Source organism: Marinobacter arenosus (genome assembly GCF_019264345.1).
GTDB classification, from domain to species: domain Bacteria; phylum Pseudomonadota; class Gammaproteobacteria; order Pseudomonadales; family Oleiphilaceae; genus Marinobacter; species Marinobacter arenosus.
In genome coordinates this window covers 287,496-313,345 of record NZ_JAHVAO010000003.1, presented here as the reverse complement: position 1 = coordinate 313,345, position 25,850 = coordinate 287,496, and the positions used below count along the sequence as shown (strand labels likewise).

Annotated in this window: 23 protein-coding genes; 16 read left to right on the top strand and 7 right to left on the bottom strand. The window is 59.3% G+C overall.

Going from position 1 to position 25,850, the window contains the following annotated elements:
• Positions 1-203: 203 nt before the first annotated feature.
• Positions 204-452, bottom strand: coding sequence for a hypothetical protein (locus tag KXD86_RS17310; RefSeq protein ID WP_218637407.1), 249 nt, complete (start codon positions 450-452; stop codon positions 204-206).
• 714 nt (positions 453-1,166) lie between these two features.
• On the opposite strand from KXD86_RS17310, the gene KXD86_RS17305 reads away from it, so the two are divergent.
• Positions 1,167-1,412, top strand: coding sequence for a hypothetical protein (locus KXD86_RS17305; RefSeq protein ID WP_218637406.1), 246 nt, complete (start codon positions 1,167-1,169; stop codon positions 1,410-1,412).
• 46 nt (positions 1,413-1,458) lie between these two features.
• Here the strand turns inward: KXD86_RS17305 and KXD86_RS17300 are convergent, their stop codons facing one another.
• The gene (locus KXD86_RS17300) at positions 1,459-2,037 is read right to left on the bottom strand and encodes a hypothetical protein (RefSeq protein WP_218637405.1); all 579 of its coding nucleotides are present in this window, start codon (positions 2,035-2,037) and stop codon (positions 1,459-1,461) included.
• An 838-nt stretch (positions 2,038-2,875) separates the two neighbouring features.
• Between KXD86_RS17300 and KXD86_RS17295 the strand changes: the two genes are divergently transcribed.
• The 12 genes from KXD86_RS17295 (at position 2,876) to KXD86_RS17240 (ending at position 16,258) form a co-directional block, all read left to right on the top strand.
• Entirely contained in the window at positions 2,876-4,807 is a 1,932-nt protein-coding gene (locus tag KXD86_RS17295) for a type VI secretion system Vgr family protein (RefSeq protein WP_218637404.1), read from the top strand.
• Between the two features lie 135 nt (positions 4,808-4,942).
• Positions 4,943-5,941, top strand: coding sequence for an AI-2E family transporter (locus KXD86_RS17290; protein WP_312846320.1), 999 nt, complete (start codon positions 4,943-4,945; stop codon positions 5,939-5,941).
• Between the two features lie 205 nt (positions 5,942-6,146).
• Complete coding sequence (locus tag KXD86_RS17285) at positions 6,147-7,289, top strand: zinc-binding dehydrogenase (protein ID WP_218637403.1); 1,143 nt, start codon at positions 6,147-6,149, stop codon at positions 7,287-7,289.
• Positions 7,289-8,341, top strand: a complete 1,053-nt coding sequence (locus tag KXD86_RS17280; RefSeq protein WP_218637402.1) for a proline racemase family protein — start codon at positions 7,289-7,291, stop codon at positions 8,339-8,341. Before KXD86_RS17285 ends, KXD86_RS17280 begins: the two co-directional genes overlap by 1 nt.
• Positions 8,342-8,488: 147 nt before the next feature.
• Entirely contained in the window at positions 8,489-10,138 is a 1,650-nt protein-coding gene (locus KXD86_RS17275; RefSeq protein WP_218637401.1) for an AMP-binding protein, read from the top strand.
• On the top strand, positions 10,135-10,551 hold the full coding sequence (locus KXD86_RS17270) for a PaaI family thioesterase (RefSeq protein ID WP_218637400.1): 417 nt from the start codon (positions 10,135-10,137) through the stop codon (positions 10,549-10,551). Before KXD86_RS17275 ends, KXD86_RS17270 begins: the two co-directional genes overlap by 4 nt.
• Positions 10,552-10,555: 4 nt before the next feature.
• Positions 10,556-11,359 carry an alpha/beta fold hydrolase gene (locus KXD86_RS17265; RefSeq protein WP_218637399.1) on the top strand — a complete coding sequence of 268 codons (804 nt, stop codon included), beginning with the start codon at positions 10,556-10,558 and terminating at the stop codon, positions 11,357-11,359.
• 92 nt (positions 11,360-11,451) lie between these two features.
• Complete coding sequence (locus KXD86_RS17260) at positions 11,452-12,255, top strand: ABC transporter ATP-binding protein (RefSeq protein WP_218637398.1); 804 nt, start codon at positions 11,452-11,454, stop codon at positions 12,253-12,255.
• A complete protein-coding gene (locus KXD86_RS17255) occupies positions 12,252-12,974 on the top strand; it encodes an ABC transporter ATP-binding protein (RefSeq protein ID WP_218637397.1) in 723 nt (240 codons plus the stop codon). Before KXD86_RS17260 ends, KXD86_RS17255 begins: the two co-directional genes overlap by 4 nt.
• A 78-nt stretch (positions 12,975-13,052) precedes the next feature.
• Positions 13,053-14,267: an ABC transporter substrate-binding protein gene (locus tag KXD86_RS17250; RefSeq protein ID WP_218637396.1), complete on the top strand. Its 1,215-nt coding sequence runs from the start codon at positions 13,053-13,055 to the stop codon at positions 14,265-14,267.
• Positions 14,268-14,372: 105 nt separating this feature from the next.
• Complete coding sequence (locus tag KXD86_RS17245; protein WP_218637395.1) at positions 14,373-15,260, top strand: branched-chain amino acid ABC transporter permease; 888 nt, start codon at positions 14,373-14,375, stop codon at positions 15,258-15,260.
• A gap of 2 nt (positions 15,261-15,262) precedes the next feature.
• Complete coding sequence (locus tag KXD86_RS17240) at positions 15,263-16,258, top strand: branched-chain amino acid ABC transporter permease (protein ID WP_218637394.1); 996 nt, start codon at positions 15,263-15,265, stop codon at positions 16,256-16,258.
• 69 nt (positions 16,259-16,327) lie between these two features.
• Here the strand turns inward: KXD86_RS17240 and KXD86_RS17235 are convergent, their stop codons facing one another.
• Entirely contained in the window at positions 16,328-17,137 is an 810-nt protein-coding gene (locus tag KXD86_RS17235) for a bestrophin-like domain (protein ID WP_218637393.1), read from the bottom strand.
• 189 nt (positions 17,138-17,326) lie between these two features.
• Here KXD86_RS17235 and KXD86_RS17230 point away from each other — a divergent pair, with 189 nt between their 5' ends.
• The 3 genes from KXD86_RS17230 to KXD86_RS17220 all read left to right on the top strand — a co-directional run bounded on the left by KXD86_RS17230 (position 17,327) and on the right by KXD86_RS17220 (position 22,625).
• The gene (locus KXD86_RS17230) at positions 17,327-18,211 is read left to right on the top strand and encodes a hypothetical protein (protein ID WP_218637392.1); all 885 of its coding nucleotides are present in this window, start codon (positions 17,327-17,329) and stop codon (positions 18,209-18,211) included.
• 134 nt (positions 18,212-18,345) lie between these two features.
• On the top strand, positions 18,346-19,527 hold the full coding sequence (locus KXD86_RS17225) for an efflux RND transporter periplasmic adaptor subunit (RefSeq protein WP_218637391.1): 1,182 nt from the start codon (positions 18,346-18,348) through the stop codon (positions 19,525-19,527).
• Positions 19,524-22,625, top strand: a complete 3,102-nt coding sequence (locus tag KXD86_RS17220) for an efflux RND transporter permease subunit (protein ID WP_218637390.1) — start codon at positions 19,524-19,526, stop codon at positions 22,623-22,625. Before KXD86_RS17225 ends, KXD86_RS17220 begins: the two co-directional genes overlap by 4 nt.
• On the opposite strand, the gene KXD86_RS17215 is transcribed toward KXD86_RS17220, so the two are convergent.
• The 4 genes from KXD86_RS17215 to KXD86_RS17200 all read right to left on the bottom strand — a co-directional run bounded on the left by KXD86_RS17215 (position 22,622) and on the right by KXD86_RS17200 (position 25,781).
• Positions 22,622-24,247, bottom strand: a complete 1,626-nt coding sequence (locus KXD86_RS17215) for a phytoene desaturase family protein (protein WP_218637389.1) — start codon at positions 24,245-24,247, stop codon at positions 22,622-22,624. The two genes, KXD86_RS17220 and KXD86_RS17215, sit on opposite strands and share 4 nt — an antisense overlap.
• Positions 24,248-24,266: 19 nt before the next feature.
• A complete protein-coding gene (locus tag KXD86_RS17210; RefSeq protein ID WP_218637388.1) occupies positions 24,267-24,875 on the bottom strand; it encodes a TetR/AcrR family transcriptional regulator in 609 nt (202 codons plus the stop codon).
• A gap of 179 nt (positions 24,876-25,054) precedes the next feature.
• Positions 25,055-25,408 (bottom strand): DUF1428 domain-containing protein, encoded by a 354-nt coding sequence (locus tag KXD86_RS17205; RefSeq protein WP_218637387.1) that lies wholly within the window; start codon positions 25,406-25,408, stop codon positions 25,055-25,057.
• A gap of 13 nt (positions 25,409-25,421) precedes the next feature.
• Positions 25,422-25,781: a YciI family protein gene (locus KXD86_RS17200; protein WP_218637386.1), complete on the bottom strand. Its 360-nt coding sequence runs from the start codon at positions 25,779-25,781 to the stop codon at positions 25,422-25,424.
• Positions 25,782-25,850: the final 69 nt, after the last annotated feature.

Here is a 25,850-nt window from a genome sequence, read left to right as displayed (position 1 = left end):
AATCCACGCGCTGGTAAAAATCAGGACCCGGCACATAAAGTATTTCTTCACTTGAGCAGCCTACTAAAAAAGCACTCAGGATCAGCAGGACTCTCACTCGCTCTCCTTTAGCAACTAACGCCAATATTCAGCGGCGCCCTGACAAGGGCGTCCGGTGGAGGCCCTTCAGGGCCGTAACGAACTGGAATGACTGGTTATGTGCGTCACAAGTAGCCAAGCTTGTTCAGGGCGTAGCCAATGGCAAATAGACCAGCAAACACACCAATTAGCACAAATTCAGTTTTGAGCTTTTTGGTGTCGATTCCAAACCTTCCCTGATTAGATTCATCTGGCACTGCGCCACTTTCGAATTCTTTCTCGGCTTGCGTACGGAACCACCTGAAATGGGCATTCATTTCCTTGATCTCATCTCGGATCTCAACAAGCAGCTTTTCCGATTCCTTTTCACCCATGTTTGATTCCTATGAACACATAACGCTGATGGTAACCGGCGCCGTAGCGCAGCGGAGGGAACCAAAAGCGGTACGCTTTTGGCGTCCGGTTGACCGACTTGTTAGGCATCAAAGGTTCCTCTTGGTAAACGGTATCGAAAGAAACTTGCACACTGGCCAGCCTGCGATAAGTAGGCCAGAAAGCCAGGTAGGAAGACCGTCGATTACTGCAAATATTGGCAATGTCACAAATCCCGCAAGCAACGAAAAAGTGCCAAGCGACCAAATGCAGTCACCTAAATCCGGGGCCACATCCATAATTGCGTAGTCATCATCGGTCCGGGAAAACGCCACGAAAGGAAACAAAAGTATCCAGACAAGCCGGACAAGAAGGTTTGGGAGGCCACGACTACCAAGCTCAGAAAGTGACTCTTGCCAAGTAACTGAACGATAAAACGGGAGCGTTAAAAGAGCCCAGATGCTGAGCTTCGATACTTCCATAAAATGCCTAACGCGGAGCGAAGCGGCGGCCCGTCAGGGACGTCCGACTTACGCGGCTTGTTAAAGCTTTTTCCATCCGTCTAGCCCTGCTCTGGTTAGAACTGTAACCCAAGGGTGATGCTCTGGATCGAAAGCTATTCCGTAAGCTGGGCTAACTATGAACCCATACCTTTCAAAAGAGTCAGGATCGCTGGATGAGATAAAATCAGACAGCGCAGTAAACGGAACACTGACTTGGCCAAACTCTACTCGCTCAGCCTCGATGGTTACCTCACTCAAACATCCACTTGGCTCAAATCGAAAAACTCGGCCCCCATAATCAAACTCGTCCAGGCCCAACCGATTAACGTTGTTGTTCACTGGAGCGCCAAGCAGTCGGCTCAACTCATCCCGGTTCGCACTCAGGGAAACATCATCCAGCTTGGAAAATGGTTCGATTCTCATAGGGCTTTAACGCCCGCAGCACGCGCGGTTTTGTAATGAAGGCGCAGCCGCAATGGAAAAGCCGTCGCTGTGCCTGCGATTGTTAGAGAGCTCGATAACCTAAAAGCTCCATATCCAGTTTCCTAGGGGTCGCCAGCTCACCTAACCTTGGCTCAAACTCGAAGTCCCGATAGTGCAGGCAACGGTAGCAGAATGCAGAATACGCATCATCGAACTCACGAGGAATATCAAATCTTTTTCTCTCTAGTCGGGCTCTAATCTCTCTATTTGCAATAGAGTCATAGATGAAAACCGACCTTGGAGCATGAAAGTGAAGGTATTTAGAGGCTAGAGAGCGCTTTTCGATCCCCGTAGCATTTGCAAAGGTATCAGTAAGAACCTTATGTGCCTTTAATACTTCGTGGATATTGTCAGCTGTAACCCTATCAATCTTATTCAAAGAATTGATCAGAACATCAATGCCAGATTCAATTAACAGCTGTGCCGCGTCTTCAATATTGAAATCCCCACCAGCCTTACGCTCAATGCTTGCGGAGTAGGCGCGCCCAATAATCCAAAGCTTTCCGACGACGGTGTCAACATCATCATGAAGGGGTCTTTCAGAGCACATCCGATAGAGCACTTCGTTTCCCCAGCCTGAGTAATCTTCTGCGTACTTCATAATGCTCTCTAACGCCAGCCATAAGCGGCGCCCTGAAAAGGGCGTCCGGTGGAGGGCCAAAGGCCCGTAACAACCTTAATGGTATTGTTAGATCGATGATTAACCACCGAAATTTTTCTTAATGAATTCTTTTGCCTCTTTCTCGGTTACTACTTCATAAGGCCAGGAGTGGTGTCGATACAAAAACGGCGTTCCGCCCTCTCGATCAGTTACTTTGCATTCCACTTTGAAGTAAGTGCCGATCGGATGGGAAAGCCGCATATCTTCAGAGCACTCTACTTTCCGCTCTGTAGCAACTCCCTGCCCAGGCACAGCTTTGGCCCGAACCCTCTTTTTCGAAGGCTCTCCAGGGTTGTCATAAGTTTGAATTATGAAGTACCTATAGTTCGACACTTTATGTACCTATCTAACAGCGTATTCAACGAACGCGTTCGTATAACGCCCATTCGTATAATTCCAGTTCTGGAAAGCTTTGAAATGACCTGAAGCTTCCAACTTATCAATGCCTTAGCAAATTTCCGCTTGGCACTCACCGGAGTTATTCGCCCATCTCGCCGCAAGGTTGCCGTGTCGCTCAGGGCGTATAATTCCAAGGGAGTCTCTGCGTAGTTATAAACCTATCAGATACTTACAGCAGATTCCCGCCTTTACTCACGGACTTTTGCGAACGCGTTCGTATAATTCCGGTTATGTGGGGTAGGGCAGGTCAGCCGGGTGGCTGGTTCGTTGATTATCCCGTGCGGTGCTGGTACTTTTCGCTCGGTTTATGGAGTTTCCGGCCACGGATTGCGCTGGGAGTCCTGTCATCACATTGCCATACCTTCAAAGGACTGAAGACATGCCCCAGGCAAGTGGATTGCAGTTCACCGCCCGTATTGGTGAACATGCCCCGGATGTATTCGCCGTTGTCAGCTTTGCGCTGACCGAAGGCCTTTCTCAGCTTTCCCATGGCCGGTTGCAACTGGCCAGTACCGATCCAGGCGTTCGTGCAGAGGATCTGCTGGAGCAGCCCGTGGACCTGCTGATCTGGCAGGATGGCGAGCCCGTTCGCCGGTTTACCGGTGTGGTCAGTGAATGTGTGCGGGGCGATTCCGGCCATCGCCGCACCCGGTATGAGGTGGTGTTCCAGCCGCCGCTTTGGCGTCTGGGTCTCATGCAGAACAGCCGAATCTTCCAGTCCCGAACCACCGACGCCATCGTGCGAACCTTGCTGGAAGAGCGTGGGATCGCGAATGCCGTGTTTGATCTGAAGCGTTCGGTGGAGGAGCGGGAATATTGCGTTCAGCACCGGGAAAGCGACCTGGCGTTTGTTGAGCGTCTTGCCGCCGAGGAGGGCTGGCACTACCGGTATCAGCACGGCAGCGTGGATGGGAGCGAGCAGCCGGCGCTGATCTTCGCGGACCACCACGGCGATGCCCCGACATTGCCGCCGTCCCCGTACACGGCCATGGGCGGTGGCAGCGTGCGCCAGCGCGGCGTTTTCCGCTTCGCCAACCAGGAGCGGGTCCGTGCGGCGTCGGTGGTCATGAAGGACTACACGTTCCGGAATCCCGCTTACGAGTTGATGCATGAGAGCAGCGCCAGCAGTCCCAGCCACCGGCACGACTACCAGCACTTCGACTATCCGGGCCGCTTCAAAACCGATGCAAGTGGACGCCCGTTTACCGATTCCCGCCGTGATGCCCTCCGAAACGATGCCAGCACTGCGACCGGTGAGAGCAATCGGCCAGACTTCGTCGCGGGTGCGTGGACAAAACTCACCGGTCACACCCGGTCCGATCTGAATCGGGATTGGCTGCTTACGGCGGTCACCCACGTCGGCAAGCAGTCCCAGGCGTTGGAGGAAGAGGCGGGGAGTGAACCGACGTCTTACCATAACTTTTTCAATGCGGTGCCTGCGGATACCCGCTGGCGTCCTCGCCTACCGAGTCGTCCGTTGATGGACGGTCCCCAGATCGCCATGGTGACCGGCCCGGAAGGCGAGGAGATTCATTGTGACGAACACGGCCGGGTCAAGGTGCGTTTTCCCTGGGATCGCTACGGTCGAAACAACGAACACAGCAGTACCTGGTTGCGGGTGAGTCAGGGCTGGGCCGGCGGCGGGTATGGTTTCATGGCGCTGCCAAGAATCGGCCACGAAGTGATCGTCTCGTTCCTCGATGGCGATCCCGACCAGCCGATCATTACCGGGCGAACCTACCACGGGGCCAACCGGCCACCGTACGCCTTGCCTGAACACAAGACCCGCACCACCCTGAAAACCCGAACCCACAAAGGGGAGGGCAGTAACGAGCTGCGGTTTGAGGATGAGGCCGGCCGGGAACAGGTCTACCTTCACGCCCAGAAGAACCTGGATCTGCTTGTCGGCCGCAACCGCACCGAGGTGATCAAAAATGACCGGCATCTCACGGTTGAGCGCAACCGGTTCACCCAGGTGAAGGGCGATGCCCACGGAACCGTGAGTGGCGACCGGCGGGAAAAAATCGGCGGCGATTACAGCCTGACGGTGAGTGGCAATTGTTCCAGCGCTCAGGGGGCTGCGCAGCTTGTGGAGGCAGGCAGCGAGATCCATCACAAGGCCGGTGTGAAGGTTGTGATCGAGGCCGGCGCTGAAGTCACCCTCGTGGCGGGCGGCAGTTTCGTGAAGGTGGACCCCAGTGGTGTAACCGTGTCCGGTCCGCTTGTCCGGGTGAATTCAGGCGGCGGGCCGGGCCGAGGCACCGGACAGTCTGCGCAGCCGCCGGAAAGGCCCCGGGGTATCGACACGTGACCCGACAGTAACGTCTCGCGGATGCGGTCCGGTGCCTGAACGGGTTAGAGTAGCGCTATTCAGGTGCCGGGCTGCCGATGGCACAACGTCGGCTGTCCAGCAGAACAGGTTCAGAACAGGGACAGCACGCACATCGTGGACGACCAGCAAACGAACAACCCGCCAGCGGATGGCAGCAAGCGGCCGCTCATCTCCTCCGATCTTTCCACGCCGATCTACGGGCTGTTTACCCTTGGCATCCTGTACACGCTGTACGTTGCGCACCAGATTGTCCTGCCCATCATCCTGGCCATTCTGACCAGCCTGTTGCTGTCACCCATCGTGAAAAAGCTTTACGTGACCCTGCGCATTCCCCGGATGGTCAGCGCCCTGTTCCTGGTGCTGCTGGTGCTGGCGGGGATCGCCGGGATCACCTATGCGGTCGCAACGCCGGTGGTGAAGTGGGCGGAACAAGCGCCCCAGGGCATTTCCCGGTTGCTGGTAGGGCAGAGTGAGATCAAGCGGCAGATCAGCAAGGTGACGGAATCGGCCGAGCAGGTCGAAAAATCCATGGAGGAGCTGTCGGAGAGTAACAAGGCGAAGCCCGCCACCGTGGTCCTGCAGACGGAGTCCTGGCGAAGCCAGTTGCTGAGCAAGGCCCGAAATGGCATCGCCGGCTTGTTGCTGGCCATGGCGCTGACCTATTTCCTGCTGGTGGGCGGTGATCGGATCATCAGGAATTTTGTGCGGCAACTGCCCAAAGACCAGCGAAAAACCGTGCTTCGCATCACCCACGATTCCCAGCACGAGATCGCGCAATACCTTGGGGTCCTGGCCCTGAGCAACACAGCGGTGGGCGTGGCGACCGGGATAATGTGCTGGGCGGTGGGCCTGCCGGACCCTGCGGTGTGGGGGCTGATTGCCGGCCTGGCCCGGTTCATTCCCTATCTTGGCGTGATTCTGACCATCTCCCTGCTGGCGGTGGTGTCGGCGATCAGTCTGGATATCGTCTGGATGATGGCGGTTGCGCCACTGGGCTTCCTGACGCTCACCACACTGGTGGGCTTTTTCATCGAGCCCTGGGTCCACGGTTTTCGCATGGCCATCAACCCGGTGGTCATCTTTGTGTCGATCTTCTTTTGGGGCTGGCTCTGAGGGCCGGTGGGGGTACTGCTCGCGGTGCCCCTGATGACGGTGATCCAGGTGGTGCTCAAACAGATTCCGAAGCTCCGGCCGGTGTACCGGGTGATTGCGCGTTAGGCGCATAACGGATACCCGCTACACCGACTGACACCTCTACCGATCTAACCTATGCTGATTCGATACCCTATATGCAGCAGACCGGGAGGATCGCCCGCCCATGATACCCACGACCATGAAAGCCATGGTGCTGACCGGACACGGCGGCGTCGACAAACTTGAGTACCAGGACGTACCGACACCAAAGCCGGGAGCGGGACAGGTGCTGGTTCAGGTGACGGCGACGGCCAAGAACAACACCGACCGCAAGGCCCGGGAGGGTCTGTACCCCACCAAAAAGGGTGAAATGACCTCGTTCCAGATGGGCGGCAAGCCGACGTTGCTCTTTCCCCGTATTCAGGGCGCGGACATCGCCGGCCGGGTTGTGGCCGTCGGGGAGGGCGTTGACCCGGGCCGCGTGGGTGAGCGGGGGTTGCTGGATTTCAACATCTACGCCAACGATCGCCGCGACATCAATCTGACGCCGGACTACTTCGGTCATGGAGCCGATGGCGGGTATGCCGAGTACGTGGCCTTGCCTTCCGACCAGTTTCATCACATCCCGAACCCGGAGCTGTCCGACGCCGAGGTGGCGTCCATGGGCATGTGTTCCTACCAGACCGCCTACCACATGGTGACCTCCGCCAACATCCAGGCCGGCGAACGGGTGCTGGTCACGGGCGCCAGCGGCGGTGTGGGTACCGCACTGATTCAGCTGTGCCGCATTATCGGCGCCGTGCCCTATGCCCTGAGCAAACAGGACAAGGCGGAGGCCCTGATCAAGCTGGGCGCCGAGGCGGTTCTGGATCGCTCGGACATGGACAGCTTTGTTGACCGGGTAAAGGCCGAGACCGGGGGCAGGCCCATTGATGTGGTGATGGACCTGGTCGGCGGCGAGATGACCGACATCTTCATCGACACCATGATCTTCGATATGAACGCCCGCAGCACCTACCCGCGCCTGAGTATTGCCGGGGCCAGCGGCGGCAACATCAGTGAAATCCTGTGGACCCGGATCTACCTCTACCAGGTGCAGATTTTTGGCGTGTCCCACGGCACCCGCGAGGAAGCCGACCAGCTCATGGCCTGGATTCGGGACGGCCAGCTGAAGCCGGTTCTGCACGGCGCCTTCCGGCTGTCAGATCTGCACCATGCCGAGGAGTATTTTGTGAACCGGGGTAGCAATTATCTCGGCAAGATCGTGATTGTTCCCGACGCCCAGTGGGACGATCACGGCAAATCCTGGTCGCTGGAGAACGCCTGATGAAACCGGAACTGACCCTTCAGTTGATGGACACCCACGCCGGCGGTGACGTCAGCCGCATTGTGACCGGCGGCATTGATCCGCTCCCCGGCGACACCGTGCGGGCCCAGATGGAATACCTGCGGGACGATGCCGACGGCCTGCGCAGGCTGTTGCTGGAAGAGCCCTATGGCATACCCGAGATGTCGGTGGACCTGTTGGTGCCGCCGACAGATCCCCGGGCGGCGGCCGGGTACATCATCATGGAGGTGATGGGGTACCCCATCTATTCCGGCTCCAACACCATCTGCACGGCTACCGCTGTGCTTGAGGCAGGCATCGTGCCCAAGCGGGAAGGCCGGCAGCACTTTATGCTGGAGTCCCCGGCCGGGCTGGTCCAGATTGAGGCGTTGGTGCGTGACGGAGTAGTCGAAGCCATTACCTGCGAGGGCCTGCCCAGCTACATTCACACCTACCAGGCCAACATTGACGTGCCGTCCCTCGGCACCGTGAACTACAGCGTGGCTTACAGTGGCGGTTTCTACGCCCTGGTGGATGCCACGGAACTGGGTTTTGACCTGACCCTGGACGAAGAGCGCAAGCTGGCCGAAACCGCCCACACCATTGTCGAGGCCATCCAGGCCGAGCGTGGGTTTTCGCATTACACGCTGGGCGACGTGGGGCCGCTGCCGTTCCTGCATTTCATGGGGCCGGTGGAGCAGGTGGCGGAGGGGTACTACCGTTCCCGTTCAGCCACCTACGTGCATCCAGGCGTGATCTGCCGAAGCACCACCGGTACCGGTACCTCGGCGCGGCTGGCCCTGATGCATTACCAGGGCACCATCAAGCCCGGCGACCGGCTGGAAACCGTCTCCCTCCGAGAAACCGGTTTCATTGGCCAGTTCAGTGCGGTTGAGCAGGAAGGGGAATACCAGGTGGTGAAGAACCACATCACTGGCAGGGGCTATGTCATTGCCCGCTCCGATATCGTGGTGAACTGCGACGACCCCATGGTGGAATGCGATAGCCTTCGCCACATCCTGTCCAGCCGCCACGCCCCGCCAACCGGGTAGGCGGCCCGGCCGTCGCGCCCTCTCTTGCCCCGAATAAAAGAGCTGGATGTCCTGCCTTTTTGGTCTAAAGTTTACCTTTACGTAAGGTGAACCCTGTGATAAACCTTGGTCACGTGGATTCAACGACAACAACAACAGGAGTCGAAAATGAGCCTTCCGGAATATACCGCCGTGTACAACAATTTCGATCCGATCGCACTGGAGGCCGAGGTCCTGGATGGCCGCCTGGACAGCGGTCTGAACGTATGCCACGAGATCTGTGACAAGTGGGCGAATGATCCGCAGAAAGTCGCGCTCTATTACGAGAAAGACGGTGGCGGTGAGGGCACGCTGACCTTTGCCGAACTGAAGGAAGCCTCGGCCCGTTTTGCCAATTACCTGACATCCCGCGGCATCGGTAAAGGTGACCGGGTTGCCGCGCTGCTGCCGCGGACGCCGGAACTGCTGATCGTGATCGCGGGTACCCTGCGTGCCGGCGCCGTTTATCAGCCGCTGTTTACCGCGTTTGGTTCCGGGGCCATCGAGTATCGGTTTGAGCGTGCCAGCACCAAGCTGGTGGTCACCAACCCGGAGAACTACCCCAAGCTGACCGATGTGAAAGACTGCCCACCGGTCGTGGGCGTTGACGCCAGCGCCATTGACGCCGAGATTCCCGATTTCGAAGCCACCCTGGCCAGCCAGTCCAGCGATTTCGAGCCCGTGATGGTGACCGGGGACGATCCGTTCCTGCAGATGTTCACCTCCGGTACCGTCGGCAAATCCAAGGGCGTCGCCGTTCCGGCCCGGGCCCTGCTGGCGTTCTATGTGTACATGAAGTACGCCATCGATCTGCGTGAAGACGACAAGTTCTGGAACGTGGCCGATCCGGGCTGGGCTTATGGGCTGTACTACGCCGTGGTCGGGCCGCTGCTGATGGGCCACGCCACTCATTTCAATCCGGGCGGTTTCACGCCGGAATCCACCTACGACATGATCCGCAAGTACAAGATCACCAACCTGGCGGCGGCGCCGACGGCGTACCGTCTGCTCAAGGCCAACGATCATGTGCTGCCCGAGGGTGAGAACCTGGGCCTGCGGGTGGCCAGCAGTGCCGGCGAGCCACTGAACCCGGAAGTGGTGAACTGGATCAAGAACCGGCATTTCTGCCCGGTCAAGGATCACTACGGCCAGACGGAAACCGGTATGACCTGCTGCAACTTCCACGGCTTGGAACACCCGGTGCGTGAAGGCTCCATGGGCTACGCGTCGCCGGGCCACAAGGTGGTCGCCCTGAACGAGAAGAACGAAGAGGTGGGCGCCGGGGAAGTCGGGCAGCTCGCCGTGGACGTTGCCGCCTCGCCACTGTTCCATTTCGATGGCTACACCTGGGGCGAGAAAGACCCGTTTGTGAAGGGCTATTACCTCACCGGTGACATGGTGATCTGCCACGGTGACGGCTGCTTCTCCTTCAGCGGCCGGGATGACGACATCATCACCACCGCGGGTTATCGGGTCGGCCCGGCCGATGTGGAAAGCACGCTGCTGGAGCATGCCGCCGTGGCCGAGTCCGGCGTGGTGGGCAAGCCCGATGAAAAGCGCGGTTCCATCATCAAGGCCTACGTGGTGATCAAGGGCGATCAGGCCGCCGGGGATGAGCAGGCCCTGAAGGACGAGTTGCAAGACCTGGTGCGCCGTCGCCTGTCTACCCACGCCTTCCCGCGCGAGATCGAGTTTGTGGATGAGCTGCCGAAAACGCCGAGCGGCAAGATCCAGCGCTTCGTTCTTCGCAACCGGGCTCAGGAAGAAAAGGGCGCATGATCATCACGTTTGAAGAGCTGCAGGCGTTTCTCGACGAGCAGTTTCCGCAGGGGGCCGCATACGGCTCCCTGCAGAAGCTCGGAGACGGCTGGGCGGAAATGAAATTGGACGTGGACGAAGAGCATCTGAGGCCGGGAGGAACGGTCTCCGGGCCCGCCATGATGGGGTTGGCAGACGTTACGCTGTACGCCGCGCTGCTCAGCAAGATCGGGCTGGTGCCGCTGGCGGTGACCACCAACCTCAACATCAACTTTCTGCGCAAGCCGGTGGCCCACAAGCCCATCTGGGCGAAGGCCACCATGCTGAAGGTTGGTCGCACCATGGGGGTCGGGGAGGTGTTTGTTTACTCGGAAGGCGCCGAGGAACCGGTGGCCCATTCCACCATGACTTACTCCATTCCTCCTGAACGATAGCACCATGCAGATCCGCGACACGATGGTGGCATTGGAGGGTGGGGTGGCCGTGGAAGTTCGCCGCATCCGCCATATCGACGGCCGCCGGGATGGCGAGCAGAGGCCTACCCTGGTCTTCCTGCACGAGTCGCTCGGCAGCATTGCGCTGTGGCGACGGTTTCCCGAGCGTCTCGCCAAGGCGACCGGCTTCGATGCGCTGATCTACAACCGTCTCGGGTATGGCCAGTCTTCCGATGAACCCCTGCCGCGCCCCTACGGTTACCAGGAAAAGGAAGGCGAGGTTCTGTTGCCCGCCCTGCTGGACGAACTTGGCATCGACGACGTGGTGCTCATTGGCCACAGCGATGGCGGTTCGATTGCCCTGATTGCGGCCGGTGCCCTGGGTGCGAGGGTGAGGGCGCTGGCCACCATGGCGGCGCACATCTACGCTGACCACCTCACCATTGCCGGCATCCGGGAGATGGCGGTGCGATACCGGGAAACGGACCTGCGCGACAAGCTGCAGCGTTACCACGGCGATCGGACCGATGATCTGTTTAACGCCTGGCAATCCGTCTGGCTGGATGAAGGCTTTCAGGCCTACATGAATTTCGAGCGCTGGCTGGCGGCTATCCAATGCCCGTCTATGATCATTCAGGGGGAAGACGATGAATACGGTGTGCCGGAGCAGGTGACCGATATCGTCGCGGGCATTGGGCCAACGGCCCAGGCTGTGTTCTTGCCGGAGGTCGGGCATTCGCCCCACCTTGAAAAGCCGGACCAGGTTCTGGAACTGATCTGCGACTTTTTGCTAAGAGAAACGGCTTGAAAAACCGAAAATAGCTGTTGACGTTTACGTATACGTCAATCTACTCTGTAGAGTAGTTCAAATGTACAACAATAACAAAGGTAGACTGGCTCATGAGTGAACAGTACGTTCTGGAGACCCGCAACCTTGTCAAAGAGTTCAAGGGCTTTGTCGCGGTCGACGACGTGAATCTGAAGATTCAGAAAGGCCACATACACGCCCTGATCGGTCCCAACGGTGCAGGCAAGACCACGGTCTTCAACCTGCTGACCAAGTTCCTGATTCCGACCCGTGGCCAGATTCTGTTCAACGGCCAGGACATTACCGCGATGAAGTCTGCTGCCATCGCCCGCAAAGGGGTGGTGCGATCTTTCCAGATTTCGGCCGTGTTCCCCCACATGACGGCTCTGGAGAATATCCGGGTGGCCCTGCAAAGCTTCGAGGGTACCTCGTTCAGTTTCTGGAAATCCGGAACCTCACTGAACAAACTCAACGAGCGTTGCATGGAGCTGCTGGACTCGGTCGGGCTGGCGGAATACGCCAACACCACCACCGTTGAGCTGGCCTACGGGCGCAAGCGGGCCCTGGAACTGGCGACAACCCTGGCGATGGAGCCGCAGCTGTTGCTGCTGGACGAACCCACCCAGGGCATGGGCGCGGAAGACGTTGACCGGGTGGTGGAGCTGGTGCGCAAGGCCGCCCAGGGCCGCACGGTACTGATGGTTGAGCACAACCTCAGTGTTGTCAGCAAACTGTGTGACCGGATCACGGTACTGGCCCAGGGCGCGGTACTCACCGAAGGGGATTACGAGACCGTGTCAGCAGACCCCCGCGTCCGCGAGGTGTACATGGGCAGCAGCGATAGCGGTGAACGCGGTACCCCGAACTCGGAAGACCAGGCGGAGGCGGCCCAATGAGTCAGCGTCTGGACCGGGAATACGAACAGTTGCGCGTTTCGGGGCTGCACGCCTTTTACGGCGAGTCCCACATTCTGCACGGCATTGATCTGGTGGTTAACCGCGGTGAGCTGGTGACGTTGCTGGGCCGCAATGGTGCCGGCCGCAGCACCACCCTGAAGGCGATCATGAACATGGTCGGTCGCCGCACGGGCTCGATCATGATCAACGGGGAAGAGACGATGTCCTGCGCCCCGCACCATATTGCCAGGTTGGGTGTCGGGTATTGCCCCGAGCATCGGGGCATTTTTTCCGCGCTCAGCGTCCAGGAAAACCTCACCCTGCCACCGGTGGTGCGCAGCGGCGGCATGGGCCTGGAAGAGATTTACACCATGTTCCCCAACCTCTACGAACGTCGCTTCAGCCAGGGCACCAAGCTCTCCGGTGGCGAGCAGCAGATGCTGGCCATGGCCCGCATCCTGCGCACCGGCGCCAACATGCTGCTGCTGGACGAGATTACCGAAGGTCTTGCGCCGGTCATCGTCGAGAAGTTGGGCGAAGTGCTGGTGAAGCTCAAGGAAAAGGGGTTGACCATTGTACTGGTCGAACAGAATTTCCACTTCGCAGCGCCCCTGGCCGATCGCCATTACGTGGTTGAGCATGGGCAGATTGTGGAAGAAATCGGTGCCGATGAGTTGAGTGCCAAACAGTCGGTGCTGGATCGCTATTTGGGTGTGTGATCCCGGATAGGTAAGAGCGAAAGCAACAAAAGCAACAATAAACCCGAACCAACGCAACACAGTAGCGGAGATACAACAATGACAATGATGAAAAAGCTTCTGACCACAGCCGTTGCCTCAGCCATGATGGCCAGCGGTGCCCAGGCCGCCATTTCGAACGATACCGTCAAGATCGGCTATCTGGCGGATATGTCTGGTACTTACCGGGATCTGGCAGGTCCAAACGGCCTGAAAGCGATGGAAATGGCGATCGCCGACTTCGGCGGCAAGGTGAATGGCGCCAAGATCGAGGTCGTCAGCGCCGACGACCGCAACAGTGCCGACGTTGCCTCTTCCACTGTGCGTCGCTGGGTTGAAAACGAAGACGTCGACCTGGTGGCCGGTCTCGTGGCCTCGTCAGTCTCAATCGCGGTGAGCGACATTCTCGAAGAGAACGACAAGCTGGGTATTATTTCCGGTTCCGCCGCCTCCAGCATCACCAACGAACACTGCACCCCGAACCACATCCACTACGTGTATGACACCTATCCACTGGCCAACGGTACGGCCAGCGCAGTTGTGAAAGAGGGTGGCAAGACCTGGTACATCCTGACGGCCGACTACGCCTTCGGCCATGCCCTGGAGGGCGATGTGTCCCGCGTGGTCAAGGAAAACGGCGGGGAAGTGATCGGCACCCTGCGCCATCCGTTCCCGACACCGGATTTCTCTTCATTCATCCTGCAGGCCCAGGCGTCTGGTGCTGACGTGGTCGCCCTGGCAAACGCCGGTGCCGACACCACCAACGCGATCAACACCGCCAGTGAGTTTGGTGTGACCCAGTCCGGCCAGACCCTTGCCGCACTGCTGCTGTTCCTGACCGACGTAAACGCGTTGGGTGTTGAGGCCGCACAGGGTATCCAGCTCACCACGGGCTGGTACTGGGACATGAACGACGAGACCCGTGCGTGGTCCGACCGCTTCATGGAAGAGACCGGCGTGCGTCCGACCATGGTTCATGCCGGCGTCTACTCCAGCACCATGCAGTACCTGAAAGCGGTTGAAGCAACCGGCTCTGACGATGCCCAGACCGTGCGCAAGCAGATGATGGATACGCCGATCAACGACATGTTCGCGACCAACGGCAAGATCCGCGAAGACGGTCGGATGGTGCACGACATGTACCTGGCCGAGGTGAAAACTCCGGACGAGTCCGAGAACGAGTGGGACCTGTACAAGATTCTGCGCACCATTCCCGCAGATGAAGCCTACCGTCCGCTCTCCGAGAGCAAGTGCCCGCTGGTAACCAGCAAGTAAGAGCGTGACCCCAGGGAGCTACCCGGCCGTCTTGGCCGGGCTAGCCCCCCGAATCTGCAACGACGGTGTCAGCTAAATCGTCGCGCTGCTTTTGGAGTTAGCAACATGTCCATGATTTTTGGTGTCCCCCTTGCGGTGCTGTCTGGTCAGCTTCTGATCGGGGTCATTAACGGCGCTTTCTACGCGCTGTTGAGTCTCGGGTTGGCGGTTATTTTCGGCCTGCTCAAGATTATTAACTTTGCCCACGGGGCGATGTACATGCTCGGTGCAATGGCCACCGTCATCCTGTTCGACGTACTGGGTGTCAACTACTGGGTCGCGCTGTTCCTGGCGCCACTGCTGGTTGGTGTGGTCGGGGTGATCATCGAGTATTTCCTGCTCCGCCGCATCGCGGGCCAGGATCATATCTACAGTCTGTTGCTGACCTTCGGTATTGCCTTGCTCATGCAGGGCGTGCTGACCAACATCTATGGTGTGTCCGGCATGCGCTACTCCATGCCGGACCTGTTCCAGGGCGGGATGAACCTCGGCTTCATGTTCCTGCCGTATTATCGGGCCTGGGTCATCGTGATCGCCCTGGTGGTCTGCTTTGGCACCTGGTTCATGATCGAAAAGACCAAGCTTGGTGCCTACCTGCGTGCGGGCACTGAAGACGCCCAGCTCATGCAGGGCTTTGGGATCAACGTGCCGCTGCTGGTGAGCCTCACCTACGGCTTTGGTGTCATGTTGGCGGCGTTCGCCGGGGTTCTGGCGGCACCGATCTACTCGGTCACGCCGGTGATGGGCTCCCACATCCTGATTACCGTGTTTGCGGTGGTTGTCATCGGCGGCATGGGCTCCATCGGGGGCGCGATCATTACCGGTATCCTGATGGGGGTGATCGAAGGGCTCACGAAAACCTTCTATCCGCCTGCTTCGTCCGCGGTGATCTTCCTGGTCATGGTGGTGGTTCTGATGTTCCGGCCCGCAGGCCTGTTTGGTAAGGAGGCGTAACCATGAGCCAGTCATTCAATCCGGCCGACATCCAAAAAGCCATCCTGGAACAGCAGAAGATCGAAGATCGCAAGAAAATGATGCTCAATGGCGTACTGGTCCTGCTTCTGGTGGCGGCGCCATTCGTCATGTACCCGGTCTTCCTGATGAAGATTTTGTGCTTCGCGCTGTTCGCGGTCGCCTTTAACCTTCTATTCGGCTTCACCGGCCTGCTGTCCTTCGGCCACGCCGCGTTCCTGGCAACCGGGGGGTACACCACCGGGTACCTGCTGAGTAACTTTTCCGGCCTGACCACAGAAATGGGGATTCTCGCGGGTACGGCCCTGGCCACCCTGCTGGGCCTGGCGTTTGCCCTGCTGTCGATCCGTCGTCAGGGTATCTATTTCGCCATGGTCACCCTGGCGCTGGCCCAACTGGTGTTCTTCTTCTTCGTGCAGTCGGAATTCACCGGCGGCGAGGATGGCATGCACGGCATCCCCCGTGGCCACCTGTTCGGCCTGATCAACCTCGAGAACAACCTGAACATGTACTACTTCGTGCTGGCGGTTTTCCTCGGGTGTTACCTGCTGGTTCAACGCATTGTCAGCAGTCCTTATGGTCAGGTACTCAAGTCGATCAAGCAGAACGAGCCCCGTGCCATCTCTCTGGGCTACAACGTGAACCGTTACAAGGTGCTGGCCTTTGTGATCTCTGCCGCCCTGGCGGGCCTGGCCGGGTCAATGAAGTCGGTGGTGTTCCAGTTGGCTTCCCTGAACGATGCCCACTGGCATATGTCGGGTGAAGTGATCCTGATGACCCTGGTCGGTGGTATGGGCACATTGCTCGGACCGGTGGTTGGCGCCACCTTCGTGGTGAACGTCGAGTACCAGTTGTCCCAGGGCGCGTTGAGGGATTGGGTTGATCCGATCCTCGGCGGAATCTTCATTCTCACGGTGTTGGCATTCCGCAGCGGCATCGTTGGCGAGATCCAGAAGTTTGTGAAGAAGAACCTGGGCTAGGAGCTGGGCTCCGAGCAGCGAGAAAGCCGCTATGCGTAGCGGCTTTTTTTATGGGAGTTCCGGTGCCTGTCAGTCGCCCTGGCGTGGAGTGCTCCCGATATCGACACCCATGCTCTGCTGCAGATCAATCAGTGGTTGCTGATTGATGGTGATTAAACCTCCGTGACCGCGATCGAGATCAACCAGCAGGGTAATAACGGCGCCCAGTACAACAATCATCACGATGGCGGTGGGTGGGCTGCGGCGGCCGGTCAGGCCGGCACTGTAACCGACCATGCTGAGGGTCAGTACCGAACTGATCAGCAGAAGTATGAAGATGGTCGCGGGCAGTCGCCCGTAGATACCGGCCGTCACCCGTGATTCATGTATGTCTATCATCTCGTTCAGGGCATCAATGTAGAGTGACAGAACCACGGATTCGGGCATTGAATGGGCCAGTGTTTCGGCAATGGTCCAGAGTTCCTGATGCAGTTCCAGTGACCGCGCAATCCTTTGTGGAACATCCCGCGGCTGGTCCGAGAGGACCCGGAGTGGGGCGTATTCTCGAAGCAGGCTCCGGCTTTTCGCAGCTTCGGCATCAGGCAGGAAGCCGGCCCGCAGATAGACGGTTCCGATCATGTTCGCTTCGGTGACAATCATGCCCCGCCGGGTGTCAAAACGGTCCGAGGCCATGCCCATGGTGACTGCAAGCAGGAAGGCAAGCAGGCCCAGGAGCGAACCCACGAGCATCTGGGTGGGGCCCTCTTTGTTACCGGGCGTACGAAACTGCCACCAGCGACCCACCCGGTAGCCGCACTCTCCAATCACGGCGCCACCCAGCACGAAGACGATAAAAATCTGCCCGATAGAAAGTGAGTCCAACCATACCTGGTAGCTCATTTTTGTCCGCTCCCTGCCGATTCCAATGAGTATAGCCACCTTTGCTGATCCGGCAGGCGAAGTTTCCGGTCGTTTTCGCACCGTGGACGCCCGATAGGAGCTGGTCTACTCTTTTCTTGTCATTCTCGGCAACGAGATCCGGGCCAAAGGCCATCCCAGGCCGGGTTCGGGGTTAGGTGAGGCAGCCCCGTGAGGACATTTTCCGAAACCTTCCGATCCCTGAGCATACTGGTGCTCGCGGCCTCTATTTTCTTTTTCGGTTACGCCATACTCCAGAGCGTTGAGAAGCTATCCGTGAGCCTTGAAAAGGTCTCGGAGATTTCCGCGTCGATCCAACCGGCGGTTGAGTTGGCACCGGATTTTCTCAAGGAGTCAGAGCAGTTGAGGGCGCTTGCCCGAGATGCCCTGGCCGAGACGGAGGCGGTTCGATTATTGATCCCGTCGGTGCTGGATGAATCGGAAGCCATCCGAAAAACGCTGCCTCCGGTTTTGCAGCAAGCCGACGCATGGCGACTCGAATCGGAAAAAGTGCGCACCGAAATGGCCCTGGTGCGGGCGATGGTGCCCCAGGTTATTGCTGAGCTTGATGCCTACCGGGCCCTTGTTCCATCCGTTCTTGCGGAAAGTCAGAACATCCGGCTGATCATCCCGCCAACGCTTGATCGCGTAGAGAAAATCGTTCTGGATGCCAACGAAATTGCCTCCGAGGCTGGTGAAAGCGCCTTTACCGGCGTGATTACCGGAATCCTCAAAGCACCAATCAATTTGCTGGGAAATGCCGCCCAGTGGTTTTTGCCTGCGGACGTCAAGCTTTCGGACGAGGATCGTGCCAGTCTCGAGAGCAGGTTACAGACCTTTCTGGCAACGGCGGAGATCCGGGATTCCGAGGAATTCGTGACCTCGGATGGCGCGATCACGATGCGGTTTGAAGTGATTTCGGATTCCTTCGAAAAAGGCGAACTGTGCCGGACCGTCGTGCTTAAAAGCTTCAGGAAGGGAAACCTGTTGAAGCAGCAGGACCTAACGATTTGCCGGGATGAAAATGGTCGTTGGTACCAACAGGTTACTGACTGAGAGCCTGTTTCGGGTATGGCGACATGTGTCTTGTAGGCGGGATCTCCCCGCGTCTCCCGGGCGATGGACTACTCTAAAAAGCAAATCCATGAAGTATTACGGCACGTGATGGCGCCAAAGAGGGAAGGGAATCGATGTCCAGCTTTGTTGTACGAAAGGAACGCGTCCGGCATCCGGTGATGGTTGCCCTGGCCTTGAGCCTCGTCGTGGGATGCTCCGAGGCTCCGGAGCCGCCGAAGGCCGCGCCGCCGTCGGTATCCGTGGTGGTGGTTGAGAACTCGGAGGTCAGGCCCTCCCGTGAGTTCGTGGCGAGAACCGCCGCCTCTGCAAAAGCCGACATCACCGCTCGCATTGAAGCCGAAATCCGCGAGGCTCTGTTCGAGGAGGGTGCCCGGGTCAGTCAGGGGCAGGTGCTGTTCCGTCTGGAGGACACCACGGCCAGTGCCAGTCTCAAACAGGCGGAGGCAGAGTTGGCGGCGGCCAGGGCGGAAGTTGACTCCGCCTCCAAGAATCTCCGTCGTGGCGAGGAAGTGGCGGGCAAGGGATTCCTCTCAGATGCGGATCTGGATCAGCTGAAGGATCGGTTCAGCGCCGCCGAAAGCCGACTGCAATCGGCGGAGGCTGCGGTAGACAAGGCCAGAACCAACCTCGACTACGCGGAGATCCGGGCCCCCTTTGACGGCTGGGTTGGCCGCCTTAACTTTGATGTCGGGTCCGTGGTGAGCCCGTCGAGCGGGCCGATCACCGAAGTGCTGGTCACCGATCCCATCTACGTTCAGTTTGAAGTCAATGAAGGGGACTACATCTCGTTCCGCCGCGCAAACACCGGCTCAACCCGGGACATTGCCACTCAGTTGTCGCTGTCGCTCACCCTGCCCGATGGGGAGAGCTATGACCAGAACGGGGTTCTCGATTTTGCCGATGTCCGAACCGAAAGCAGCACCGGTACCGTTCCGATGCGCGCCGTGTTCCCAAACCCCAACTCGATTCTGTTGCCCGGGCTCTATGTCACCTTGCTGATCGAAGGTCAATCCGGCGAGATGCAGGTTCTGGTGCCGCAAGTGGCGATCCAGGAAACCATCGAAGGCAAATTCGTGCTGTTGGTCAACGATCAGCAGGAGGTGATACAGCGCTTCGTGACCACCGGGCCGCGCCGTGGCGCAATGATGGTGCTGGAAAGTGGCCTGGAAGCCGGCGACCGGGTCATTGTTGAGGGCCTGCAAAAAGTCCGGTCTGGCATCACCGTCAGTCCGGTCCGGAAATGGATTGATCCGCAAACCGGCGCGCTCAGGGAGACGGAAGAGGCTGAACAATGATCAGCAGCGTCTTTATCCAGCGCCCGAAATTCGCCTTTGTCATCTCCATTCTGATTACCATGGCCGGCCTGCTGGCCGTACGGCTCCTACCCGTCAACATGTACCCGGACATGGCACCGCCTCAGGTCCAGGTGACGGCGACGCTACCGGGGGCGAGCGCCCAGGTGGTGGAAGAAGCCGTGACCCGCCCCATCGAGCAGCAGCTCAATGGCGTGGAGGACATGATCTACATCGAGTCCACCGCCTCCAGCGAAGGCACGGTGACCATCACGCTGACCTTCGAGAGCGGCACCGACACGGATATTGCCCAGGTAAACGTGCAGAACCGGGTCGCGCTGGCGGAACCCTTTCTGCCCGATGAGGTCCGGCGACAGGGCGTCGTGGTCAGCAAGCAGTCCGGCAACATGCTGCTGGGGATCAACCTGACGTCCGAGCGGCCGGACCTGGACGGCATCTTCCTCAGCAACTACGCCTCGAACAATCTGGTGGAAACCCTCGGCCGGGTCCCGGGCGTGGCGTCTGCTGAGGTTATGGGTGCCAAGGACTACAGCATGCGCATCTGGCTCGACCCGCGGCGTATGGCGTCCCTGGACGTCACCGTGACCGAGGTCGCGGCGGCCATACAGGAGCAGAACCAGATCGTCGCGGCGGGCAAGCTGGGGCAGGCACCGGTGCCGGAAGGGCAGCAGTTCGTCTACACCATCCAGAGCAAGGAGCGGCTGTCGGACCCCGAGGAATTCGGCCAGATGATTATCCGGGCGAGGCCGGGTGGCGGTTTCCTGAGGCTGCAGGATGTCGGGCGAATAGAGCTGGGGTCCCGTTCCTACACCTCCACCGCGAAACTGAACAACCAGGACACCGCCTTCGTGGTCATCTACCAGTTGCCGGACGCCAATGCCCTCGATGTCGCCGAGCAGGTCAAGCGGGTAGTGAACGAGGCGGCCACCACCTTCCCGGACGGCGTCTCTCACGCCATTCTGTACGACACCACCGAGTTCATTACCCGCTCCATCGACGAGGTCATCGTCACGCTTTTCCAGGCGGTCGGCCTGGTCATCCTGGTGGTGTTCCTGTTCCTGCAGAACTGGCGGGCCACGCTGATTCCGTCCATTGCGATTCCGGTTTCCTTGATCGGCACCTTCGCCGTGATGGCCCTGCTCGGGTATTCCATCAACACCATCACCCTGTTTGGACTGGTGCTGGCGATCGGGATTGTGGTGGATGACGCCATCGTGGTCATCGAGAACGTCGAGCGTATTCTTCAGGAAGAAAAACTGCCGATCCGCGAAGCGGTCACCAAGGCCATGCAAGAAGTGACCGGGCCGGTGATTGCGACCACGTTGGTGCTGCTGGCAGTGTTTGTGCCGGTCGGCTTCATGCCCGGCATTACCGGCACGTTGTACCAGCAGTTCTCAGTGACCATTTCCGTGGCCGTGATCATCTCGTCCATCAACGCGCTGACATTGAGCCCCGCCCTCTGTGTCTCCCTGTTGGGCAAGGGTAACCAGTCCATCGGCTGGCTCAAACCGTTCGAGCAGGCCATCACCGTGGGCACGCGGGGCTATTCGGCGGTGGTCGGCCGGCTGCTCCGCAAGAGTGCCCTGGTGGCAGTGGCCCTGGTTGCGGTGCTGGCGGGCATGGTGGGCCTGTTCAAGTCCGTTCCAACGGCGTTTGTGCCGCCGGAGGATCAGGGCTTCCTGTTTGTGGATGTGCAGTTGCCGGATGCCTCATCGCTGGAACGGACGGATGCGGTGTTGGCCAAGGTCACCGACATGGTGTTGGAGGATCCCGCCGTCACCGATTTTATCTCGGTCTCCGGATTCTCGCTTCTGGGGGGCAGCGGTTCCAACAATGGTCTCGGCATTGCCATGCTTAAGGACTGGGAAGAGCGGGAAGAGCCGGAGCTGGGGCTTCGAGCCATAGTGCCACGATTGTACTCCGGGCTATGGGCCGTTTCCGAAGCGCAGATCATGGTATTCAATCCGCCCCCGATTCCCGGGCTGGGTACGTCATCAGGTTTCGATTTCCGGCTGCAGGACAACCTCGGACGGGACGTCTCCGAACTGGCCCAGGTCATGAATGGCCTTATCTTCGAGGCAAACCAGGAGGAAGCGCTCTCGCGGGTGTACAGCACCTATCGCGCCAATATTCCCCAGTACCTGCTGGAAGTGGACCGCAACAAGGCCAAGGCGCTGGGCATCCAGTTGTCCGATATTTTCTCCACGCTGCAGACCCAGCTGGGTTCGCTCTACGTGAACGACTTTACCCGCTTCGGCAAGAACTACCGGGTGTTGCTGCAGGCGGAAGGGGAGTTCCGTCAGCGGCCCGAGGATCTGTCTTACTATTATGTCCGCAACAGCGAGGGCAGCATGGTGCCCCTGACCACCCTGGCCTCGTTGCGGCCGGTACTTGGAGCGTCCAGTATCCAGCATTTCAATCTCAAACGCTCGGTGACGATATCCGGTGAGGCCGCGGCCGGCTTTGCCAGTGGCGACGCCATCAGCACCATGGAAGCGCTCGCATCGAGCCTGCCACAGGGCTACGAGTTCAGCTGGGCCGGGCAGAGCCTGCAGGAAATCCAGGCCGGGAACCTGGCCATCGTTATATTCCTGCTGGCCATCGTCTTCGTGTACCTGTTCCTGGTGGCCCAGTACGAAAGCTGGAGCCTGCCGTTTGCGGTCATCGGCGCCGTGCCCATGGCCATCTTTGGCGCTTTGGCGGGGCTCTGGCTGGTGGGGCTGGCTAACAACATCTACGCCCAGGTCGGGCTGGTCCTGCTGGTGGGGCTGTCGACCAAGACCGCCATCCTGATCGTGGAATTCGCCATGCAGCTCCGGCAGTCGGGGCTGAGTGCCGAAGACGCCGCCAACAAGGCCGCCGTCCTGCGATTCCGGGCGGTGCTGATGACGGCGTTGTCCTTCGTGCTGGGCGTACTGCCGCTGGTGCTGGCCAGCGGAGCGGGAGCGGCCAGCCGCATCAGCCTCGGTATTACCGTGCTGAGCGGCATGGTGATGGCGACCATCCTGGGCACGCTCCTGGTCCCGATTTTCTACAAATGGATCCAGTCGCTGCGGGACCGGCGGTCACGAGCCGCCTAGCCGACAAACATCCTCTTGGCCAGTGGCAGCCCTTTCAGGCCACTGACCGCAATGGTGGTCAGCAGGCCGCCGATCATGGCGCCTACCACGCCGCAGGTCATCACATCCTGGCCAGTCAGATAGAGGCCGGGAATGCGGGTCTTCGGCTTCAGCCAGTCCTGCTCGAAGCGGTCCGGAGTGTGGTTGAGACCATAGATCTCGCCCGCGCTGTAGCGGCAGAAGTAGTCGGTGGACAGGGGCGTCGACAGCTCGTAGTAATCCACCTTGCCTTCCAGGTGCGGGAATTTCTCGTACAGTTTCTTCAGCAGACGCTGGGCATAGGCCTCTTTCTCGGCCTCGTAATCCTCACCCCGCTTGCCCCAGGGTTTGTCGGCCCACTGCGCGTACCACGCGTAGGGTCCGGGAGCGACGATTTCGATGGTCGCGCGTCCGGGATAGCGCTCTTCAAAGCTCGGGTCCTTGGCCGAGGGGAAGGAGATGTAGGTCAGCGGAATGTCGGCGGTCTCGGGTGAGGCCATGAAATCGCTGAGGTTTTTCTCGTAGTCTGGGCCGGGGTAAATCCAGTAGTTGGTCCTGGGCAGTTTCAGGTTCTCCGCCGTATCCTTCAGGCCGATGTACAGGCAGTTGCTGGCCATGGAGCGCTCGACCGTTTGCAGCTTCTGCTGGTAGTAGGCTTTCTCCGGCGCCGAGTCGGGCAGCAGCGTGCCGAAGGTGTTGAACACGCCGGCGTTGCTGATCACCAGTGGCGCCCGCACCTCTTCGCCATCCGCCATGCGAACGCCCACGGCCTTGCCCTTGTCGATCAGGATTTCCGTGACATCCGCGTAGGTGAACACTTCCCCGCCACCGTGCTGGATGACCGGAATGATGGTCTTCGCCATCTCCGACGCCCCGCCAATGGGGTAGTAACCGCCGTACAGGTAGTGCCGGGCGATCAGGGCGTGGATGATAAAGCTGGATTCCGCTGGTGGCAGGCCGTTGTCGCCCCACTGGCCGGCCAGCACGGCAATCAGTTCCTGGTTGCTGGTCAGGCTTTCCAGCACGTCCCGGGTCGGCTTGTTGAGGAAGTCCGGTGCGGTCTTGCCGACCAGTTTTCGCAAGGGGCCGGCGGCCAGGTCCGGTAACACCTTGCCCACCACCAGGCCCGGCATGGCCTTGGCAACCTGGCGCAGGTAATCCAGGTAGGTGTCGATGGCCTGTTCCTCGCCGGGGAACGCCTGTTTCAGTTCCGCCTTGAAGGCGTCCGGTCCGGCCACCAGGTCGACGTGCCGGTCGCCGAGAAAGATCCGGTCGTAATGATCGTCCATCGGCGCCCATTTGAGCTGGCCATCGGTGATGTGGTCGAACAGCCGCTTGCTCAGGGTGTGGTCCGCGCCCATGTCACCGATGTAGTGCACGCCCACATCCCATTCGTAGCCATTGCGATCGTAACTGTGGGTGAATCCGCCGGCCGTGTAGTGCTGCTCGAACACCACCACTTTCTTGCCGAGCTTGCTCATGCAGGCTGCGGCGGTGAGGCCGCCAATGCCGGAGCCGATGACAATGGCGTCGTAGGGGCCATCCAGGCGATTGGCGCGATAACGGCGACCGACTCGGATGGTGCTGGGTTTGGGGCTGCTCATAGTGCGGGTCCTTGCGTGTTTATTGTTGGGCGCTGTTTCTGGAACCGTCCAGCAGGAGGGTGAGGACCCCCTCAGCCAATTGCGGTTCCGCCTCGGCCACCGGTAAATGGCCATCGATCGTGAGTTGGGACAGACCGTGCACCAGCGACCAGGCCGCAGCCGTCATCAGGGCCAGCGGCATAGGCTTCAGGTAACCGACCTGCTGAGCCCGGGCGATGGTGTCTTCCAGTACCTGGAACGCGCCCTTTCCGGCTGCGTCCAGGCGCGGATGAATGCCCCGGGGCAACACCCGCCCACCAAACATCAACCGATACAGGTTGGGTTCGTCCTGGGCAAAAGATACGTACACCAGGCCAATATCAATCAATGCCTGGCGCGGGTTGGATGTGTCTATCGCCTGCAGTCGCTCGCGCAGCGCCTCAAAACCGGTGACCGCGAGCTCGGCGAGCAGACTTTCGCGATCAATGAAATGCCGGTACAGCGCCGGGGCGCTGACCCCGATGTCTTTGGCCAGCGCCCGCAAACTGATGGCCGCGTCGCCGTGTTGACGAAGTGTCTCCAGGGCGAGCTGGTGAACTTGCTGGGGCAGGTCCCCATGGTGATAGGTCATCCGTGCTTTTGCGCTCATTGAGTTACTGCCGATAACATTGTTAACACCGATAACATATCAGGTAGGCAAGGTCTGTCAACTCAATTTTCGGTGTTCCGGAGGCAGCAGGTTTGAGACGGGGTGGGCAGGCAGGGCCGCGGTCGGGGACAGCTTCATGGTTGACAGCCGCGCCCCGACAGCGTTCTGGTTATTGGGGTCTATTCGTCAACGATCACAGAGAATCCGCCATATATCAGCCGCTTGCCGTCAAACGGCATGGGGTTTACGTCAGGCTGAAGGCGGGGGTCCTCCATGATTTTGGGCATGGCTTCGTTCCGAACCTCGCGGGAGGGCCAGATCAGCCAGGAGAATACAACGGTTTCGTCCGGCTTGCATTTAACGGCCATGGGAAATGACGTCAGGTTGCCCTCGGGCACGTCATCGCCCCAGCACTCGACCATTTTGAGTACACCGTGCTCCTTGAATACCGCGGCCGCATCACTCGCGTGCTTGATGTACTTTTCCTTGTTTGCGGTTGGCACAGCGGCAACAAATCCATCGACATAGCTCATGACAATGCTCCTGTTAATCTTTAGGCGGCAGTTCCCGCGCCGGGCGAACTTCGATACTGCCAAAGCGGGCGGGGGGAATTCGGCTGGCCAGTTGCAGGGCCTCGTTCAGATCCCGCGCTTCCAGCAGGTAGAACCCGGCCAGCTGTTCCTTGGTTTCTGCGAACGGTCCGTCGGTGATCAACACCTCATCATCCCGAACCCTCACGGTGGTGGCTGTTTCCACAGACTGAAGCGGTTGGCCAGTCACAAAGTTGCCCCGCTCCGTCAAACGCTCGACACCTGCGACGCATTCCTGGTTCAGGTCATGCCATTCCTGCTCCGTCATGGCGTTGATGATGCTCTCCTGGTAGTAGACCAGGGCGACATACTTCATCGGTTTTCCTCCGTTGTTTTTTGTTTCTTCAGTAGTCAGTCGGCCAACCCCGCAAGGAATCGACAAAAG

Coding starts and splice junctions, on each gene's coding strand:
- KXD86_RS17310 (WP_218637407.1), bottom strand. CDS start 452: ATGGGTGAAAAGGAATCGGAAAAGCTGCTTGTTGAGATCCGAGATGAG.
- KXD86_RS17300 (WP_218637405.1), bottom strand. CDS start 2,037: ATGAAGTACGCAGAAGATTACTCAGGCTGGGGAAACGAAGTGCTCTAT.
- KXD86_RS17295 (WP_218637404.1), top strand. CDS start 2,876: ATGCCCCAGGCAAGTGGATTGCAGTTCACCGCCCGTATTGGTGAACAT.
- KXD86_RS17285 (WP_218637403.1), top strand. CDS start 6,147: ATGATACCCACGACCATGAAAGCCATGGTGCTGACCGGACACGGCGGC.
- KXD86_RS17280 (WP_218637402.1), top strand. CDS start 7,289: ATGAAACCGGAACTGACCCTTCAGTTGATGGACACCCACGCCGGCGGT.
- KXD86_RS17275 (WP_218637401.1), top strand. CDS start 8,489: ATGAGCCTTCCGGAATATACCGCCGTGTACAACAATTTCGATCCGATC.
- KXD86_RS17270 (WP_218637400.1), top strand. CDS start 10,135: ATGATCATCACGTTTGAAGAGCTGCAGGCGTTTCTCGACGAGCAGTTT.
- KXD86_RS17265 (WP_218637399.1), top strand. CDS start 10,556: ATGCAGATCCGCGACACGATGGTGGCATTGGAGGGTGGGGTGGCCGTG.
- KXD86_RS17260 (WP_218637398.1), top strand. CDS start 11,452: ATGAGTGAACAGTACGTTCTGGAGACCCGCAACCTTGTCAAAGAGTTC.
- KXD86_RS17255 (WP_218637397.1), top strand. CDS start 12,252: ATGAGTCAGCGTCTGGACCGGGAATACGAACAGTTGCGCGTTTCGGGG.
- KXD86_RS17250 (WP_218637396.1), top strand. CDS start 13,053: ATGACAATGATGAAAAAGCTTCTGACCACAGCCGTTGCCTCAGCCATG.
- KXD86_RS17245 (WP_218637395.1), top strand. CDS start 14,373: ATGTCCATGATTTTTGGTGTCCCCCTTGCGGTGCTGTCTGGTCAGCTT.
- KXD86_RS17240 (WP_218637394.1), top strand. CDS start 15,263: ATGAGCCAGTCATTCAATCCGGCCGACATCCAAAAAGCCATCCTGGAA.
- KXD86_RS17235 (WP_218637393.1), bottom strand. CDS start 17,137: ATGAGCTACCAGGTATGGTTGGACTCACTTTCTATCGGGCAGATTTTT.
- KXD86_RS17225 (WP_218637391.1), top strand. CDS start 18,346: ATGTCCAGCTTTGTTGTACGAAAGGAACGCGTCCGGCATCCGGTGATG.
- KXD86_RS17220 (WP_218637390.1), top strand. CDS start 19,524: ATGATCAGCAGCGTCTTTATCCAGCGCCCGAAATTCGCCTTTGTCATC.
- KXD86_RS17215 (WP_218637389.1), bottom strand. CDS start 24,247: ATGAGCAGCCCCAAACCCAGCACCATCCGAGTCGGTCGCCGTTATCGC.
- KXD86_RS17210 (WP_218637388.1), bottom strand. CDS start 24,875: ATGAGCGCAAAAGCACGGATGACCTATCACCATGGGGACCTGCCCCAG.
- KXD86_RS17205 (WP_218637387.1), bottom strand. CDS start 25,408: ATGAGCTATGTCGATGGATTTGTTGCCGCTGTGCCAACCGCAAACAAG.
- KXD86_RS17200 (WP_218637386.1), bottom strand. CDS start 25,781: ATGAAGTATGTCGCCCTGGTCTACTACCAGGAGAGCATCATCAACGCC.